The sequence below is a fragment of the Enterobacter cloacae complex sp. 2024EL-00214 genome (assembly GCF_043945575.1).
GTDB lineage: Bacteria > Pseudomonadota > Gammaproteobacteria > Enterobacterales > Enterobacteriaceae > Enterobacter > Enterobacter cloacae_P.
Genome location: NZ_JBIMRC010000005.1, coordinates 1 through 17,185 on the forward strand (window position 1 = coordinate 1; position 17,185 = coordinate 17,185).

Genomic DNA, 17,185 nt, shown 5'->3' on the forward strand with positions numbered 1-17,185 from the left:
TGACGGCGCTTAGTGCTGAATTCACTATCGGCGAAGGTGAGTTGATGGCTCATGATGTCCCTCTGGGATGCGCTCCGGATGAATATGATGATCTCATATCAGGAACTTGTTCGCACCTTCCTTAGCTGAAGTGATGTCATGCTGCACGGCATCACTAAAACGTTCATTGATTGCAAATCACCGTGCTATGCCCCCGGAATACTCAACTGCGTCACTCCTCATGGTCATATCTTCGTGATCACTCATTTACCTCTCCAGATAACGTGTAAAATATTCATTCGCTTCTTTCTTCCTGCGCGATTTATGTCATACGCCCGCGTGCTGAATGTTGTCACCCGGAGTAAACCCTGTTTTCATAGCGACATGGAAACGCCGGGGTAGTTTTCACGTATACTCAGCCTGGATAATGCCCTGGATGGCGATCAGGTCTCGTTCCTGAGCCTGCGCGCTGGTGGAGATGTCAATCCACCATCGTGCCCCTTAAGGTAAGAGCCATGTAGTTAACAAATTGATTGTTCGGTGGTTTTTAATGAAAAAGCTGTTTATCCAGTTTTATCTTTTGCTGTTTGTCTGCTTCCTGGTGATGACGATGCTGGTTGGGCTGGTCTATAAATTCACCGCCGAACGAGCGGGCAGACAGTCGCTGGATGATTTGATGAAAAGTTCGCTTTACCTGATGCGAAGCGAACTACGTGAAATTCCGCCGCACGAATGGGCCAAAACCTTAAAAGAACTGGATCTCAATCTGTCCTTTGATTTGCGCATTGAGCCGATGAAGGATTTCGATTTAGCGCCGCGAGCCATGCAGCGTCTGAGTGACGGCGACATTGTGGCGCTGGACGAGAAATATACCTTCATCCAGCGCATTCCGCGCAGCCACTACGTGCTGGCCGTGGGGCCGGTGCCCTATCTTTATTATCTGCACCAGATGCGCCTGCTGGACATGGCGTTGATGGCATTTATTGCCATTTCGCTGGCTTTCCCGGTCTTTATCTGGATGAGACCGCACTGGCAGGACATGCTGAAACTGGAATCGGCTGCACAGCGTTTCGGTGAGGGGCATCTTACCGAACGCATTCACTTCGACAGCGGTTCCAGCTTTGACCGGCTTGGGGTGGCCTTTAACCAGATGGCCGATAACATTAATGCGTTGATTGCCAGTAAGAAGCAACTGATCGACGGCATTGCCCACGAGCTACGCACCCCGCTGGTACGCCTGCGCTACCGCCTGGAGATGAGCGAGAACCTGACTGAGGCAGAGTCTCAGGCGCTGAACCGCGATATCGGCCAGCTTGAAGCACTGATTGAAGAACTGCTGACCTATGCCCGCCTCGATCGGCCGCAAAACGAGCTGAATCTCAGCACACCGGATTTGCCCATCTGGCTGCAAACCCATATTGATGATGTACAAAGCGTGAACCCGCAACGCGCGCTGATGACGACGATCACGCCTGGCGATTATGGCGCGCTGGATATGCGTCTGATGGAGCGCGTGCTGGATAACCTGATGAACAACGCCATGCGCTATAGCGAAAGCACGCTGCATATTGGGCTGGATTTGCAGGGGAATCAGGCCAGCCTGACGGTTGATGATGACGGCCCCGGTATCGCTCCGGAAGAACGTGAAACTATTTTCGAGCCGTTTGTACGCCTTGATCCCAGCCGCGATCGCGCGACGGGAGGATGTGGCCTGGGGCTGGCAATCGTCTACTCAATCGCTCAGGCGATGGGCGGCACGGTTCACTGTGAAGCAAGCGAACTCGGCGGTGCGCGCTTCTGTTTTAGCTGGCCGGTGTACCATAACATTACCCTTCCCGTTCCTGCCTGACCTTAACCGCACGCTGGTCGAACCCGGCGTGCTGTGTTATACCGTAAGTATGTTGTAACTAATGAGAGGCTAACATGGCAACGTACGATCTCATCGAAAGGCTGAACACCACTTTCCGGGAAACAGAACACAACCTGCTCACCCTGACAGAGCGTTTGCAGACCTGTCGTCTGTTAGCCGCACGCGTCTTTACCCTGCCCGATGTGGTAAAAGGCGCTGAGCACGATCCGCTGGAAACCATTGCGGTGAAGCAGCATATCGGCAACGCGGCGATGGAACTGGCGATGCAACACTATCGTCACCTGTTTATCCAGCAGCAGTCAGAAAACCGCAGCAGCAAGGCAGCCGTGCGCTTGCCTGGTGTTATCTGCCTGCAAACCGACGTTGCAACGCGCGAAGCGCTGGAAGCCCACATTGCGCATATCAACACGCTAAAAGCGACGTTTGAAAAGATTGTCACCGAAGAGTCAGGCCTCGCCCCAGCCGCCCGTTTTGAATGGGTACACCGCCAGCTTCCGGGCTTAATCACCCTCAATGCCTATCGCACCCTGACGGTACTGCACCACCCTGCCACGCTCCGTTTTGGCTGGGCGAACAAGCACATCATTAAAAACTTCACCCGCGATGAGATCCTGGCACAACTGGAAAAAAGCCTGAAAGCCCCACGAACGGTGGCTCCGTGGTCGCGTGAGCAGTGGATTGAGCGTCTGGAGCAGGAGTATCACAGCATCGCCTCGTTACCGGCGAAAACGCGTCTCAAGATAAAGCGTCCGGTGAAGGTGCAGCCTATCGCCCGCGTCTGGTATTCCGGGCAGCAAAAGCAGGTGCAGTATGCCTGCCCGACGCCGTTAATTGCGCTTTATGATGACGACCGGGGGGCGGTGGTACCGGACATTGGTGAACTGTTGAATTACGATGCTGAAAACGTCCAGCATCGCTATAAACCTCAGGCGCAGCCGCTGCAGCTGATTATTCCCCGGCTGCACCTGTATGTTGCAGAGTGATTACGTCAGGCTTCCGACCATTGCTTCCGGGCGTACCCAGGCATCAAATTCGGCGTCTGTCAGGTAGCCCAGCGCCAGCGCAGACGCTTTTAGCGTAAGCCCCTCTTTGTGCGCTTTTTTGGCAATCTCGGCGGCTTTGTCGTAACCGATATGGGTATTGAGCGCCGTCACCAGCATCAGGGATTCGTTGAGCAACTGACTGATGCGCTCGCGATTCGGCTCGATACCCACCGCACAGTGCTCATTGAAGCTCTCCATTCCGTCCGCCAGCAAGCGTACTGACTGCAGCACGTTGTGGATCACCATTGGGCGGTAGACATTCAACTCAAAGTTACCGGATGCCCCGCCCATATTGACGGCCACATCGTTGCCCATCACCTGACAGCAGAGCATGGTCATGGCTTCACACTGGGTCGGGTTCACTTTCCCGGGCATGATGGAGCTACCCGGTTCATTTTCCGGAATGCTGATTTCGCCAATACCGCAGCGCGGGCCAGAGGCCAGCCAGCGCACGTCGTTAGCAATTTTCATCAGCGAGGCTGCCAGCCCTTTTAACGCACCGTGGGTATGAACCAGCGCATCACAGGTCGCCAGCGCTTCGAATTTATTCGGCGCGGTGACAAACGGCTGCCCGGTGATTTTTGCCAGCTCTGCGGCAACGCGCACGGCGTACTCCGGATGGGTGTTTAACCCGGTACCCACTGCCGTACCGCCCAGAGCCAGTTCCGCCAGATGTGGCAGGCTGTAATCAATGTGCTTCAGGTTGTGTTCGAGCATGGCAACCCAGCCGGAAATCTCCTGGCCGAGCGTCAGAGGGGTGGCATCCTGCAGGTGCGTGCGGCCGATTTTAACGATATCGCGAAAGGTCAGCGCTTTCTCGTTAAGCGTGGTCTTAAGCACGTTCAGTTGCGGGATCAGCTGTTCACGGATAGCAATCACCGCTGCCACGTGCATCGCCGTCGGGAACACATCGTTAGAACTTTGGCTCTTGTTGACGTCATCGTTCGGGTGAACCTTGCGCTCCATACCGCGCACACCGCCCAGCAGTTCGCTTGCCCGGTTCGCCAGCACTTCGTTCATGTTCATGTTGCTCTGAGTACCAGAGCCGGTCTGCCAGATGGCAAGGGGGAATTCGTCGCCGTGTTTGCCTGCCAGCACTTCGTCGGCGGCATCGATGATGGCGGTGGCTTTGTCTGCCGACAGCAGGCCTAAATCCTGATTCACTTTGGCTGCAGCGCGTTTGGTCAGCGCCAGCGCCTGAATCAACGAGACGGGCATTTTCTCAGTCGAAATACGGAAATGCTCCAGCGAACGCTGGGTTTGCGCGCCCCATAGCTTGTCAGCCGGGACGTCGATTGCGCCCATTGAGTCTTTCTCACGGCGTATCGTTGTCATTACTTTCTCCTTGATAACAATGAAGTTGGGAACATTGCTCACATGCTTAAGAGATAAGTATTGATGGCTTTTGAATTACTGTATGGCGCTTTGTGCGCTCTTTAATGTACCGGGTGGCGTTAGCACCACCCGGTATTTGTCAAACTACTTCACGCACGCCGAACACTGCGAAGACTGGATCTGTTTGAAGAAGTCATTGCCTTTGTCATCCACCAGGATAAACGCCGGGAAGTCTTCCACTTCAATTTTCCAGATAGCTTCCATACCCAGTTCCGGGTATTCCACGCACTCCAGGCTCTTGATACTGCCCTGTGCCAGCACCGCTGCCGGGCCGCCGATGCTGCCCAGATAGAAGCCGCCATGCTTATGGCACGCATCCGTGACCTGCTGGCTACGGTTACCTTTCGCGAGCATGATCATGCTGCCGCCGTTGGCCTGAAGCTGGTCAACGTAAGAGTCCATACGACCTGCAGTGGTTGGGCCTAACGAACCAGAGGCATAACCTTCCGGGGTTTTCGCCGGGCCTGCATAATAGATTGGGTGATCTTTAATGTACTGCGGCAGACCTTCACCGTTATCCAGACGCTCTTTCAGCTTCGCATGCGCAATGTCGCGCCCCACGATAATCGTCCCGTTCAGGGAGAGTCGTGTCGAAACCGGATACTGAGAAAGCTGCGCCAGAATGTCACTCATCGGACGGTTCAGGTCGACGCGCACTGCTTCGCCCTCACCCGCTTTACGCAGTGCTTCAGGAATATACTTGCCCGGGTTGTTCTCCAGTTTTTCGATCCAGACGCCTTCGCGGTTGATCTTCGCCTTGATGTTACGATCCGCTGAGCAAGAGACGCCCATCCCTACCGGACAGGATGCGCCGTGGCGCGGCAGACGAACAACGCGGATATCGTGGGCGAAGTATTTACCGCCAAACTGCGCGCCAAGCCCCAGATTCTGCGCTTCCTGTAACAGTTCCTGTTCGAGCTGAACATCGCGGAACGCCTGACCGTGCTCGTTCCCTTCCGTTGGCAGGCCGTCGTAATATTTGGTCGAGGCCAGCTTCACCGTTTTCAGGGTGCTTTCTGCTGACGTACCGCCAATCACAAACGCGATATGGTACGGCGGGCACGCCGCAGTGCCGAGGGTGCGCATTTTCTCAACCAGATAGTTCTTCAGCTTGCCCGGCGTGAGCAGCGCTTTGGTTTCCTGGTAGAGGTAAGTTTTGTTAGCTGAACCGCCACCTTTGGCGATGCAGAGGAATTTGTATTCGTCACCGTCAACGCTGTAGAGATCAATCTGCGCTGGCAGGTTGGTGCCGGTGTTGACCTCTTTGTACATGTCCAGCGCCGCGTTCTGAGAGTAGCGCAGGTTGTCTTCGGTGTAGGTGTTGTAAACACCGTGCGCCAGCGCCGCTTCATCGCCGCCGCCCGTCCAGACGCGCTGACCTTTTTTACCGACGATGATCGCCGTGCCGGTGTCCTGGCAGGTTGGCAGAATGCCTTTTGCCGCGATATCGGAGTTACGCAGGAACTGCAGGGCCACGTACTTGTCGTTTTCGCTGGCCTGCGGGTCACTCAGGATATCAGCAACCTGCTGCTGGTGTGCGGGGCGGAGCATAAACGAGGCATCGTGGAAAGCGTGCTGCGCCAGTAACGTCAGCGCTTGCGGATCCACTTTGAGGATCTCCTGTCCTTCGAACTCAGAAACAGAAACGTGATCGCGGGTTAACAGGTAATACTCGGTATGATCCTTACTGAGGGGGAAAGGATCCTGATAATAAAAGGGTTTGGTCGACATTGTTCTCTCACTTACTGCTTCAGTCTGATTATTTGGGCAGATGTTCCGCTGCCCGCTTAAAAGCGAGTTAGCTTATCCTACACAATTTTTTAACAAAAACTGAGACTAGTACGACTTTTTACATGCGCAGGTTACTTCCGTGCGGTTTATTGCTTTAATACCCGAAGTTTATTTCACATTTGAATCAGGGCTTGATAATGCAAAAACTCATCAACTCAGTGCAAAACTACGCCTGGGGAAGTAAAACTGCGTTAACGGATCTCTACGGGATCGCGAATCCAGGCAATCTGCCGATGGCAGAGCTGTGGATGGGCGCACACCCGAAGAGCAGCTCAAAAATTGAGGACGCAAACGGCCAGGTACAAAGTCTGCGTGACGTGATTGATGCTGACAAAGCTACACTCCTGGGCAGCAAGGTTGCCAGCCGTTTTGGCGAACTGCCGTTCCTGTTTAAAGTGCTGTGCGCCGACCAGCCGCTCTCCATCCAGGTACATCCAAACAAAAAAGCGTCTGAAATGGGTTTTGCGAAAGAGAACGCAGCGGGTATCCCGTTAGACGCCGCCGAGCGAAACTACAAAGATCCGAACCATAAACCGGAACTGGTCTTCGCCCTCACCCCCTTCCTGGCGATGAACGCGTTCCGCGAATTCTCAGAGATTATCACTCTGCTGCAGCCGGTTTCAGGTGCCAACAGCGCTATTTCGCACTTCCTCGAAAACCCGAATGCAGAAAGTCTGGGCCAACTGTTCGCCAGCCTGCTTAACATGCAGGGTGAGGAAAAAACTCACGCGCTGGCAGTGCTGAAAGCAGCCCTCAACAGCCAACAGGGTGAGCCGTGGGATACCATTCGCGTCATTTCTGAGTTCTACCCGGACGACAGCGGCCTGTTCTCCCCGCTGCTGCTGAACGTGGTGAAGCTGAACCCGGGCGAAGCAATGTTCCTGTTTGCCGAGACTCCGCACGCCTACCTGCAGGGTGTGGCGCTGGAGGTGATGGCTAACTCTGATAACGTCCTGCGCGCGGGTCTGACGCCAAAATACATCGACATCCCTGAACTGGTGGCTAACGTCAAGTTCGTGGCAAAACCTGCTGCTGAGCTGCTGACCCAGCCGGTCAAAAATGGTACAGAGCTGGACTTCCCGATCCCGGTGGATGATTTTGCCTTCTCGCTGCACGATCTGAGCGCAACAGAAACGCCGGTTGCTCAGGAGAGCGCTGCTATTCTGTTCTGCGTGGAGGGCGAAGCGGTATTGCATAAGGGAGAACAACGCCTGGTGCTGAAACCGGGCGAGTCGGCATTTGTTGCGGCAAATGAATCTCCGATCGGCATTAGTGGCACTGGCCGTCTGGCGCGTGTTTTCAATAAGCTATAAGCACTTACTGAATTTCTTAACAACTCTTGCTAAGCTAGTTGCAGACTTTATATCACCAGGCGGTCTCTACCGCCTGGTTTCATTTTAGGGATAGTCGCAATGAAAAAATCGGTCGTAGCGGTTGGAGTGATTGTTGCTTTAGGTGTGGTCTGGTCGGGAGCCTCCTGGTTTACCGGTAAACAACTGGAAACCCGCCTGGCAGAGATGGTGGTGCAGGCTAACGGCGAAATTAAGCGTAGCGCGCCGGAGTCAGGTGTCGAGCTAAGCTATCAGAATTATCAGCGTGGCGTGTTTAGCAGCCATATGCAGGTCGTTGTGAAGCCCGTTGCCGGTAACGCAAATGCCTGGCTGAAGCCTGGCCAAAGCGTCGTGCTGGATGAAACGGTAAGCCACGGCCCGTTCCCGCTGGCACAGTTAAAATCCTTGAACCTGATCCCGTCGATGGCGTCGGTTCATACCGTACTGGTGAATAACGATTTAACGAAGCCGTTGTTCGACCTGGCAAAAAATGAATCTCCTTTCGATATTAATACCCGCATCAGCTATTCCGGTGACACCAGTTCTGATATTGCCCTGAAAGCGCTGAACTATGAAAACGGTAACGAGAAGGTCACCTTCAGCGGCGGTAACTTCAATGTGGGTGCTGACCGCGATGGAAATGTGTTCTCACTGACAGGTGAGGCGCAAAGTGGTCAGGTTAATGCCGTCAACGAATACGATCAAAAGGTTCAACTCACCTTCAATAGCCTGAAAGCCGACGGCAACAGCCGGATGACTGATTTTAAAGAGCGCATAGGCGACCAGAAAATCTCTGTCGATAAGATCGCTATCGCAGTTGAAGGCAAAGAGCTGGCTGTCCTGGAAGGGATGGATCTGGACGGTAAATCCGACGTTTCTAAAGACGGTAAGAGTATCAATACTCAGCTCGACTACACCCTGAAAAGCCTGAAAGTACAGAACCAGGATCTGGGTACCGGCAAGTTGTCGCTGAAAATCGGCAATATCGACGGCCAGGCGTGGCATGAGTTTAGTCAGAAATACAGCAAAGAGAGCCAGGCGTTGCTGACTGATACCGCCCTGCAGCAAAACCCGGAGGTTTATCAGCAACAGGTGATCGCGGTGTTGTTCAACAATCTGCCAATCCTGCTGAAAGGTGAACCGACGATCACCGTCGCTCCTCTGAGCTGGAAAAACAGCAAAGGCGAAACCAACTTTAACCTGTCTCTGCTCCTGAAAGACCCGGCAACCGCAACCGGTGAACCGCAGACGCTGGCGGAGGAAGTGGATCGCACCGTGAAGTCTCTCGACAGCAAGCTGACCATCCCGATGGACATGGCGACCGAGCTGATGACTCAGGTCGCGAAGCTTGAAGGTTACGGTGATGAAGATGCCGGTAAGCTGGCAAACCAACAGGTGAAAGGCCTGGCGGCAATGGGCCAGATGTTCCGCATCACGAAGCTGGAAAACAACACCATTTCAGCCAGCCTGCAGTATGCCAACGGCCAGGTGACGCTCAACGGCGATAAAATGCCGCTGGATGAGTTTGTCGGGATGTTTGGTATGCCAGCTCTGGATGTCCCGGATCAGGCTGCACCGGATGCACCTGCAGAACCGGTTGCACCACAGCAGTAATCTGAAAAACCCCTCTTTGAGGGGTTTTTTATTGCCGGGTGGTAATTAATACGAATCCAACCCCCTGCGTTCACACCAGTGCACGCAGTTCTTCCTTCATATAGGACGAAAAGTACTCAGGGTTTTTAATAATGACACGCTCACCGGACTCAATTCGTTCTGCCCATCCCGCTAATGTTTTCGTAAACCCGGGGTTCCAGCCTTCCTGAGCGCCCCGGGCAAAAACATCAGCTGCACTGGCCGGAGCCCCTAACTCATTAAGATACTTGAAAATGCCCTTAGCCGTACTTTCATCCATCGGGTGAGGCGCTGAAGATGATGTATTCATTCCATTAATAAAATCCAGTGCTTTATCAATTACCGCTGGCATATTCTTATCCTTAAATTATCCATGATATGTACAAGGCTATAATATGGACTGAATTTTGCTTAGCAATCAAAAGGTTTTTCCATTCAGTGCATATTTAGTTGGTCAAATGTGAGCTATGTACGAATGACAGATTTTTTCTACCGCCCTGCGGAATGGGGCAATTGGCCGGACGCTATTTCACCGTCACCAGCCGTGCCGCTACAATCTGGTGTCCGGCCAGGACATCTGTTTTCTCGATACGCTGCATGATCCTGTCGGCCAGCGTGTAACCCATCTCGCGTGCAGGCGTGATAGCCCAGACGATTGGCAGATCGTCCAGCGCATTTTCACCAACATCGGCAAATGCGCCCAGCGCAACCTGATGGCCGAAGAACGTTTCAACACCGCCCTCACCGCTCTGACGCCCGGCGCGGATCAAGCCAAACCAGGCCCCCATCGCAATCACGTCGTTATAGCAAATCACGGCACTTATCGTCGGGCTGCTACGTAATAATGTGCTCATCGCTTCTGCCGCTTTTTTCTGGCTGGATTCGCATTCCACCACCCATTCGCTGTGGAACGGTAGCCCGTATTTGATTAACGTTGCGCAGTAACCGCCCACCCGTTCGGCGCGCGTAAGGGACGAGCTTTTACCCCCAAGCCAGGCAATGCGTTGATGACCGCGTCGAATAAGATGCTCGGTCAACATTTGTGCGGCCTGCATATTGTCCGGACGCAGCGTATCGGCCTCGTCCAGATAACTGGCGCGCGAAGCAAACACCAGCGGAACCCCTTTCTGGGCGGCGTGCTCACACAATTCGCTCCCCACACCCGACGCCCCGGCGATGATCACTCCGTCAACGCCCTGTGTCAGCAGCATATCCAGACGCTGAAGCAGTTGATCGGGCTCACGCCCACCGTGCAGTAAAAAGACCATTCGCCCCTGCGCTTCAAGCGCTTCCGTCAACCCGGCGGTCAGTTCTGCGTAAAACGGAGAAGTCAGGTCACGGACGATCAAACCAATCACGCCACTTTGCCCGCCGCGCAGTGCCGATGCCTGACGGTTACGCACAAAGCCCAGTTGCTCAACGGCCTCGTTAACCCGCTGACCGGTCGCGGGAGAGATGCGCCCTTTCCCGCTCAGCACCAGTGAAACGGTGCTAACAGAAACGCCCGCCGCCAGCGCGACATCGTTGATGGTTATCTTTTTCGCTACAGCCATGTGGTGGCGTGACTCCCTGATAATGAGATCGGTAAAACGTTTTATCAAAACGTTATCTTTATACTACCAGTCAAAGCCTGAGAATGTGATTTAGCGCGCACTAAACTTTGATAAAACGTTTTATCTTCTCGCAGCATTGAAGCAGATAAACCGATTTTAACAATAAAGGAGTCGTTTTATGACGGCAAAAGCGGCACAAAAAATATCGCTGTGGGAGTTTTTCCAGCAACTGGGTAAAACCTTTATGCTGCCCGTGGCACTACTCTCTTTCTGCGGGATCATGCTCGGGATCGGCAGTTCGCTGAGCAGTAATGATGTCATCACGCTGATCCCATTCCTTGGCAACCCTGTGCTGCAGGCGATTTTTATCTGGATGAGTAAAGTCGGCTCCTTTGCGTTTAGCTTCCTGCCGGTCATGTTCTGTATCGCTATCCCATTGGGTCTGGCACGTGAAAACAAAGGCGTGGCCGCATTTGCCGGCTTCGTCGGTTACGCGGTCATGAACCTTGCGGTCAACTTCTGGCTGACCGCGAAAGGCATTCTGCCAACGACCGATGCTGCCATCCTGAAAGCCAACAACATCCAGAGCGTGATTGGTATTCAGTCCATTGATACCGGGATCCTCGGTGCCGTGATCGCAGGTGTGATCATCTGGATGCTGCACGAGCGTTTCCACAACATCCGTCTGCCTGATGCGCTGGCATTCTTTGGCGGCACCCGCTTTGTTCCGATCATCACACTCGTCGTAATGGGGCTGTTTGGTCTGATCATCCCCCTGATTTGGCCGGTCTTCGCGCTGGGTATCAACGGTATTGGTCGCATCATTAACGGTGCCGGTGATTTTGGCCCGATGATCTTCGGTACCGGCGAGCGCCTGCTGTTGCCATTCGGTCTGCAACATATTCTGGTGGCCCTGATTCGCTTTACCGAAGCAGGCGGAACGATGGATGTGTGTGGACACGATGTGAGCGGTGCGCTGACCATCTTCCAGGCTCAGCTCAGCTGTCCGACAACGCACGGCTTCTCCGAGAGTGCGACCCGCTTCCTGTCTCAGGGTAAAATGCCAGCCTTCCTGGGCGGTCTGCCGGGTGCCGCGCTGGCAATGTACCACTGCGCCCGCCCGGAAAACCGTCACAAAATTAAAGGTCTGCTGATTTCCGGTGTGATCGCCTGCGTCGTGGGCGGCACAACGGAACCGATCGAATTCCTGTTCCTGTTCGTCGCGCCAGTGCTGTATCTCATCCACGCCGTGTTAACCGGTCTGGGCTTTACCACGATGGCTGTCCTGGGTGTGACTATCGGTAATACTGACGGCAACGTGATTGACTTCGTGGTGTTCGGTATCCTGCACGGCCTCTCCACCAAATGGTACCTGGTACCGGTGGTGGCCGCTATCTGGTTCGCGGTGTACTACGCTATCTTCCGCTTCGCCATCACCCGCTTTAACCTGAAAACGCCGGGCCGTGATACCGACTCCGCCACCAGCGTTGAACAGGCGGTTGCCGGTACGGTGGGCAAATCGGGCTATAACACCCCTGCTATCCTCGCGGCGCTGGGCGGTGCGGATAACATTACCTCGCTGGACAACTGCATCACCCGTCTGCGTTTGTCGGTGGCAGATATGTCCAAAGTTGATACCAATGCCCTGAAAGCCAACCGGGCCATCGGCGTGGTACAGTTAAATCAGCATAATTTGCAGGTGGTCATCGGCCCGCAGGTACAGTCAGTGAAAGACGAACTGACCACCCTGATGCGTACAGTAGAAGCCTGATACCTTCCCCCCTCAGCACGAGGGGGTTTTACTTTAAGGACTAAAGTCATGTTTGATTTTTCATCCGTGGTGGATCGTCACGGTACCTGGTGTACCCAGTGGGATTATGTCGCTGACCGCTTTGGAGCCGCAGACCTGCTGCCCTTCACCATCTCCGATATGGATTTCGCCACCGCCCCCTGCATTACCGACGCGCTGCACCAGCGAATCAATCACGGCGTGTTTGGCTATAGCCGCTGGAAAAACGATGAGTTTCTGGCCGCCGTCGCGCACTGGTTCCGTCAACGCTTTAACAGCCGTATCAATACCGATACTGTCGTTTACGGGCCTTCCGTTATCTATATGGTGTCCGAACTGATTCGTCTCTGGTCAAAACCCGGCGACGGTGTCGTCGTTCATACCCCGGCGTATGATGCTTTTTATAAAGCCATCGAGGGTAATGCACGTAATGTGGTTGCAGTTGCGATGGAGAAACAGGCTACCGGCTGGCAGGGTAATATGGCCGCGCTTGAGGCCGCACTGGCAAAACCGGAAAACAAAATCCTGCTACTGTGCAGCCCACAAAACCCGACGGGCAAGGTATGGACACGCGATGAACTGACCCTCATGGCAGATCTTTGCGCACGTTATGATGTGGCGGTGATCAGCGATGAAATTCATATGGACATGGTGTGGGGAGAGCATCGTCATACCCCGTGGAACGAGGTTGCCCGTGGCAAATGGGCACTGCTGACTTCCGGCTCCAAGAGTTTTAATATTCCGGCGTTGACGGGCGCATACGGCCTTATTGGCGATGACGACAGCCGTCATGGCTATCTGAGTGCGCTAAAAGGCCGTGACGGGCTCTCTTCCCCTTCCGTGCTGGCGCTGACCGCGCATATTGCCGCCTATCAACAGGGTGAGCCGTGGCTGGATGCATTGCGGGCTTACCTGGAAGAGAATTTGCGTTATATCGCTCATGAATTGAACAGTGCTTTTCCGAAATTAAACTGGCAGCCACCTGAGGCCACCTATCTTGCGTGGATTGATTTACGCCCGTTAAACATTGATGAGCAGGCGCTGCAAAAAGTGCTGATTGAGCAGGAAAAAGTCGCCATCATGCCGGGATATACCTATGGAAAAGAGGGTAACGGTTTTATTCGCCTCAATGCGGGTTGCCCGCGCAGTAAGCTGGAACAAGGGGTGAAGCGGCTTATTTCCGGGGTGAACACCCTTCTGTAACGCATTTGCGCAACGGAATATTCCATTGCGCAAATGGATTTTTACCCCGTTTTGTTTTTATAATATGACGCACTTTAACCAGAAAAGAGTGCGACCATGATTGATACAAGCCTTCCTTTAACTGATATTCATCGTCACCTTGACGGTAACATTCGTGCCCAAACCATTCTCGATCTTGGCCGCCAGTTCAATTTAACTCTTCCTGCTCAAACGCTTGAAACCTTGATCCCTCACGTTCAGGTCACCTCAAATGAACCGGATCTGGTCAGTTTTCTGAGCAAGCTCGACTGGGGCGTGAAAATGCTGGCCTCGCTGGACGCCTGCCGCCGTGTCGCCTTTGAGAACATTGAAGATGCTGCCCGTAACGGCCTGCATTATGTCGAACTGCGCTTCTCGCCAGGTTATATGGCAATGAACCACAACCTGCCGGTTGCAGGTGTGGTGGAAGCCGTGATTGAAGGCGTGCGCGAAGGGTGCAAAGCCTTCGATGTACAGGCGCGTCTGATTGGCATTATGAGCCGTACGTTCGGTGAAGCGGCCTGCCTGCAGGAACTGGAAGCGCTGCTGGCACATCGTGACCAGATCACCGCCGTCGATCTGGCCGGTGACGAGCTGGGCTTCCCGGGTCATCTGTTCCTCTCTCATTTCAACCGCGCACGCGATGCTGGCTGGCATATCACCGTTCATGCAGGCGAAGCGGCAGGCCCGGAAAGTATCTGGCAGGCGATCCGTGAACTGGGTGCCGAGCGTATTGGCCACGGCGTGAAGGCAGTAGAAGATCGCGCGTTGATGGATTTCCTTGCAGAACAGCGCATTGGCATTGAATCTTGCCTGACCTCCAACATCCAGACCAGCACGGTGCCAACGCTGGCGCAGCATCCGCTGAAAACGTTCCTGGAGCATGGCGTTCTGGCCTCGCTGAACACCGACGATCCGGCCGTTCAGGGGGTGGATATTATCCACGAATACAACATCGCTGCACCGCAGGCGGGGCTGAGCCGCGAGCAGATCCGTCAGGCACAAATTAACGGGCTGGAAAGTGCCTTCTTAACACCAGCGGAGAAACAGGCGCTACGCGAGAAGGTCGCTCAGAAGTAACATTATTGCCGGGTCGCACTGCGCGTACCCGGCCTGCAAGGATCTACGCCAGACAAAGCGTCGCGCGATGTTTGGCGGATTCAATCCCCAGTTCGATCAGCTCCATAATCTGGATAGCCTGACTGGCCGGAATCGGGTTTTCCCCGACACCGTTCAGCGCATCACGGACAGAGGCATAAAACGCGGGATAGTTACCCGGCAGAGTCAGCAGCGTTTCCTCAACCACCTCCTCACCTTCAACACGCGTCACTACGCCATCCCGCATGTCGTAACCCCAGTCTTCCTGCGGTAAACGCTCCCCGTTTTTCAGACGGTCTTCCTGCGGATCCAGACCAAACTTCACGTAGCTCCCCCGCGTACCGTGGAGGATATACCGCGCAGATTCTGCGGCGGCCAGCATCGTTCCGTGAAGCACGACACGGCGCTGCGGGTAACTTAAGATTGCGTGAAAGTAATCCGTCGTTTGTGCGCCAGGCCTGAGCTGAGCCAGATCAACCGTCATGCTTACCGGCAGGCCAAACAGATTCACGGTCTGGTCGAGCAGATGCGGGGCTAAATCGTACCAGATACCGCTACCCGGCCCCGCCAGTTCCCGCCAGCGGTTACGCACCTGGGGACGGAAACGGTCAAAATGCGATTCAAAATAAACAATTTCCCCCAGTGTCCCCTCGCTGAGGAGCGCTTTTACCGTCAGAAAATCGCTGTCCCAGCGTCGGTTGTGGAATACCGACAGCAGTCTGCCAGAACTTCTTGCCAGCGCATCCAGTTCACGCGCCTGTGACAACGTCACGGTAAAGGGTTTATCGACAACCACATGCTTAGCGGCTTCCAGTGCGGCCTTCGCCAGCGGAAAGTGCGTGTCGTTCGGGGTGGGGATAACAATTAAATCAATATCTGGATCGTTGAAAAGATGTTTGGGCTCAGAGACCACCGGAACGGTGGGCCAGTCTGCATGCACTTTGGTTGCATCGCTGCTTGAAACCGCCGCCAGCGTCATTCCCGGCGTTCCGGCAATCAGAGGCGCGTGAAATGTTTTACTTGCATACCCGTAACCAATAAGCCCGACACGGATGCTATCACTCATAGTGTTGCCCTCTCATGTGATGTTCTTATTTCACACTGGCTATCCTGGTGTCACTACAGATTAATAATGTGCTATATGACTTAGAATAGCATCCTGTGCCGGTTGTTTTTGTTACATTAATGTAACCTTCTGATTTTGCTTAGGGGAAACGTTCCCAAAGCGCTTGCCGTGACAGAAACAGCACTGTAACATTTGCAATCTGTATTTATGGATAAATTACAAACACGAATCATGACGTCAATTATTAATAGAATCATTGAATTAGCGGGATGGATTGTTCTTGGGGTTTCGGTCATTTTGCTCGGCGTTGCCAGTCATATCGATAACTACCAGCCGCCGGAGCCTGTCACTGTCGCGCAACCGAAGTAGCCCGGGCTGCAATAAAGAGTGACATAATATGTCAGTTACTTATTGCCAGTCGTGTTGAACACGGTTAACCTTCTCTTCCAGGCATCAGTCGATGCCTGAATCTTTCAGCAAAGAAAACTCCTAATTTCGTCGCGTTACCTGAGTGGGCTGTTTACGTCTTTATTAATCCGTTTATTATTCGAACGAATTACCTTTAATGGTATTACTCACTTTTATATGGAAACTTATTAACATGACAGTTCAGGACTATTTATTAAAATTTCGCAAGATCAATTCCCTTGAGAGCCTGGAAAAACTGTTTGACCATCTGAACTACACGCTGTCGGATAATCAGGACATCATTAATATGTATCGCGCCGCTGACCATCGCCGTGCGGAGCTTGTCTCTGGTGGCCGTTTGTTCAACGTCGGTGAAGTGCCTAAATCTGTATGGCGTTACGTTTTATAAGAAAGTAGCCATCCGCGCGAAATGTTATATACTCTCCGCCCTGCAAACTGGCTGTACAACATTTCGCGCAGACTTATGGGAGAGTTCATGACCGCAACGCCTGGAGAAAGAATTGGAGGCTGGTTAATCGCCCCACTGGCATGGCTGCTGGTTGCCTTATTAAGCGCCTCACTTGCGCTGTTGCTTTACACTACAGCACTGATTACACCTCATGCAATCCAGACCCTGATGTCGCAAAGCGTGCTTAATATTGCGATGTGGTTTGTGTCTTTCGTTTTCGCGATCGCCATGTGGTACTACACGCTGTGGCTCACCATTGCGTTCTTTAAGCGCCGCAAGAGTGTACCGAAACACTACATTATCTGGCTGCTCATTTCGGTGCTGCTGGCGGTAAAGGCGTTTGCTTTTTCACCGGTTTCCGACGCTCTGGCCGTTCGTCAGCTGCTCTTCCCGCTGCTGGTGGCTGCGCTGCTGGTGCCTTACTTCAAGCGTTCGACGCGGGTGAAAAAAACCTTCGTCAACCCGTAATAACCTTACAGTTAACCTGTTGTCGCCTGTTGTGGTTTATCCGATAATGGGCGGCTTTTTTATTTCAGGCTG

At 53.6% G+C, this 17,185-nt stretch carries 15 protein-coding genes; 10 read left to right on the plus strand and 5 right to left on the minus strand.

The genetic code is table 11. The features are described 5' to 3' along the window. The first annotated feature begins 529 nt into the window (after positions 1–529). Positions 530–1,828 (plus strand): two-component system sensor histidine kinase RstB, encoded by a 1,299-nt coding sequence (rstB, locus tag ACHHZ6_RS07095; protein ID WP_395122021.1) that lies wholly within the window; start codon positions 530–532, stop codon positions 1,826–1,828. 74 nt (positions 1,829–1,902) lie between these two features. Continuing rightward, entirely contained in the window at positions 1,903–2,832 is a 930-nt protein-coding gene (gene tus, locus ACHHZ6_RS07100; RefSeq protein WP_395122023.1) for a DNA replication terminus site-binding protein, read from the plus strand. On the opposite strand, the gene fumC is transcribed toward tus, so the two are convergent. Continuing rightward, positions 2,833–4,227 (minus strand): class II fumarate hydratase, encoded by a 1,395-nt coding sequence (fumC, locus tag ACHHZ6_RS07105; RefSeq protein ID WP_395122025.1) that lies wholly within the window; start codon positions 4,225–4,227, stop codon positions 2,833–2,835. It abuts the gene before it with no gap. A 144-nt stretch (positions 4,228–4,371) separates the two neighbouring features. Further along, a complete protein-coding gene (fumA, locus tag ACHHZ6_RS07110) occupies positions 4,372–6,018 on the minus strand; it encodes a class I fumarate hydratase FumA (protein WP_395122027.1) in 1,647 nt (548 codons plus the stop codon). Between the two features lie 197 nt (positions 6,019–6,215). Here fumA and manA point away from each other — a divergent pair, with 197 nt between their 5' ends. Continuing rightward, on the plus strand, positions 6,216–7,391 hold the full coding sequence (gene manA, locus ACHHZ6_RS07115; protein ID WP_196391221.1) for a mannose-6-phosphate isomerase: 1,176 nt from the start codon (positions 6,216–6,218) through the stop codon (positions 7,389–7,391). A gap of 99 nt (positions 7,392–7,490) precedes the next feature. After that, complete coding sequence (locus ACHHZ6_RS07120) at positions 7,491–9,023, plus strand: YdgA family protein (protein ID WP_196391220.1); 1,533 nt, start codon at positions 7,491–7,493, stop codon at positions 9,021–9,023. Between the two features lie 70 nt (positions 9,024–9,093). On the opposite strand, the gene ACHHZ6_RS07125 is transcribed toward ACHHZ6_RS07120, so the two are convergent. Together ACHHZ6_RS07125 and ACHHZ6_RS07130 are read right to left on the minus strand one after the other, a co-directional pair. Continuing rightward, positions 9,094–9,393 carry a DUF1889 family protein gene (locus ACHHZ6_RS07125; RefSeq protein ID WP_182271242.1) on the minus strand — a complete coding sequence of 100 codons (300 nt, stop codon included), beginning with the start codon at positions 9,391–9,393 and terminating at the stop codon, positions 9,094–9,096. A 172-nt stretch (positions 9,394–9,565) separates the two neighbouring features. Next, on the minus strand, positions 9,566–10,594 hold the full coding sequence (locus ACHHZ6_RS07130) for a Mal regulon transcriptional regulator MalI (protein ID WP_395122030.1): 1,029 nt from the start codon (positions 10,592–10,594) through the stop codon (positions 9,566–9,568). A 178-nt stretch (positions 10,595–10,772) separates the two neighbouring features. Here ACHHZ6_RS07130 and malX point away from each other — a divergent pair, with 178 nt between their 5' ends. The 3 genes from malX (at position 10,773) to add (ending at position 14,684) form a co-directional block, all read left to right on the plus strand. Beyond that, the gene (malX, locus tag ACHHZ6_RS07135) at positions 10,773–12,365 is read left to right on the plus strand and encodes a maltose/glucose-specific PTS transporter subunit IIBC (protein WP_395122032.1); all 1,593 of its coding nucleotides are present in this window, start codon (positions 10,773–10,775) and stop codon (positions 12,363–12,365) included. A 48-nt stretch (positions 12,366–12,413) separates the two neighbouring features. After that, a complete protein-coding gene (locus ACHHZ6_RS07140) occupies positions 12,414–13,586 on the plus strand; it encodes a MalY/PatB family protein (protein ID WP_182918527.1) in 1,173 nt (390 codons plus the stop codon). Positions 13,587–13,682: 96 nt separating this feature from the next. Beyond that, positions 13,683–14,684, plus strand: coding sequence for an adenosine deaminase (add, locus tag ACHHZ6_RS07145; RefSeq protein ID WP_182271238.1), 1,002 nt, complete (start codon positions 13,683–13,685; stop codon positions 14,682–14,684). A gap of 43 nt (positions 14,685–14,727) precedes the next feature. On the opposite strand, the gene ACHHZ6_RS07150 is transcribed toward add, so the two are convergent. Then, positions 14,728–15,768, minus strand: a complete 1,041-nt coding sequence (locus tag ACHHZ6_RS07150) for an oxidoreductase (RefSeq protein ID WP_182918529.1) — start codon at positions 15,766–15,768, stop codon at positions 14,728–14,730. Between the two features lie 243 nt (positions 15,769–16,011). Here ACHHZ6_RS07150 and blr point away from each other — a divergent pair, with 243 nt between their 5' ends. The 3 genes from blr (at position 16,012) to ACHHZ6_RS07165 (ending at position 17,113) form a co-directional block, all read left to right on the plus strand. Further along, the gene (blr, locus tag ACHHZ6_RS07155) at positions 16,012–16,137 is read left to right on the plus strand and encodes a division septum protein Blr (RefSeq protein ID WP_168112406.1); all 126 of its coding nucleotides are present in this window, start codon (positions 16,012–16,014) and stop codon (positions 16,135–16,137) included. Between the two features lie 232 nt (positions 16,138–16,369). Beyond that, positions 16,370–16,585, plus strand: coding sequence for a transcription modulator YdgT (gene ydgT, locus ACHHZ6_RS07160; RefSeq protein WP_013096896.1), 216 nt, complete (start codon positions 16,370–16,372; stop codon positions 16,583–16,585). An 87-nt stretch (positions 16,586–16,672) separates the two neighbouring features. Further along, positions 16,673–17,113: a DUF2569 domain-containing protein gene (locus ACHHZ6_RS07165; protein ID WP_395122033.1), complete on the plus strand. Its 441-nt coding sequence runs from the start codon at positions 16,673–16,675 to the stop codon at positions 17,111–17,113. Positions 17,114–17,185: the final 72 nt, after the last annotated feature.

Bases quoted from the DNA above. Each gene is read 5' to 3' on its own strand.
- rstB (WP_395122021.1), top strand. From the start codon at position 530: ATGAAAAAGCTGTTTATCCAGTTTTATCTTTTGCTGTTTGTCTGCTTC.
- tus (WP_395122023.1), top strand. From the start codon at position 1,903: ATGGCAACGTACGATCTCATCGAAAGGCTGAACACCACTTTCCGGGAA.
- fumC (WP_395122025.1), bottom strand. From the start codon at position 4,227: ATGACAACGATACGCCGTGAGAAAGACTCAATGGGCGCAATCGACGTC.
- fumA (WP_395122027.1), bottom strand. From the start codon at position 6,018: ATGTCGACCAAACCCTTTTATTATCAGGATCCTTTCCCCCTCAGTAAG.
- manA (WP_196391221.1), top strand. From the start codon at position 6,216: ATGCAAAAACTCATCAACTCAGTGCAAAACTACGCCTGGGGAAGTAAA.
- ACHHZ6_RS07120 (WP_196391220.1), top strand. From the start codon at position 7,491: ATGAAAAAATCGGTCGTAGCGGTTGGAGTGATTGTTGCTTTAGGTGTG.
- ACHHZ6_RS07125 (WP_182271242.1), bottom strand. From the start codon at position 9,393: ATGCCAGCGGTAATTGATAAAGCACTGGATTTTATTAATGGAATGAAT.
- ACHHZ6_RS07130 (WP_395122030.1), bottom strand. From the start codon at position 10,594: ATGGCTGTAGCGAAAAAGATAACCATCAACGATGTCGCGCTGGCGGCG.
- malX (WP_395122032.1), top strand. From the start codon at position 10,773: ATGACGGCAAAAGCGGCACAAAAAATATCGCTGTGGGAGTTTTTCCAG.
- ACHHZ6_RS07140 (WP_182918527.1), top strand. From the start codon at position 12,414: ATGTTTGATTTTTCATCCGTGGTGGATCGTCACGGTACCTGGTGTACC.
- add (WP_182271238.1), top strand. From the start codon at position 13,683: ATGATTGATACAAGCCTTCCTTTAACTGATATTCATCGTCACCTTGAC.
- ACHHZ6_RS07150 (WP_182918529.1), bottom strand. From the start codon at position 15,768: ATGAGTGATAGCATCCGTGTCGGGCTTATTGGTTACGGGTATGCAAGT.
- ydgT (WP_013096896.1), top strand. From the start codon at position 16,370: ATGACAGTTCAGGACTATTTATTAAAATTTCGCAAGATCAATTCCCTT.
- ACHHZ6_RS07165 (WP_395122033.1), top strand. From the start codon at position 16,673: ATGACCGCAACGCCTGGAGAAAGAATTGGAGGCTGGTTAATCGCCCCA.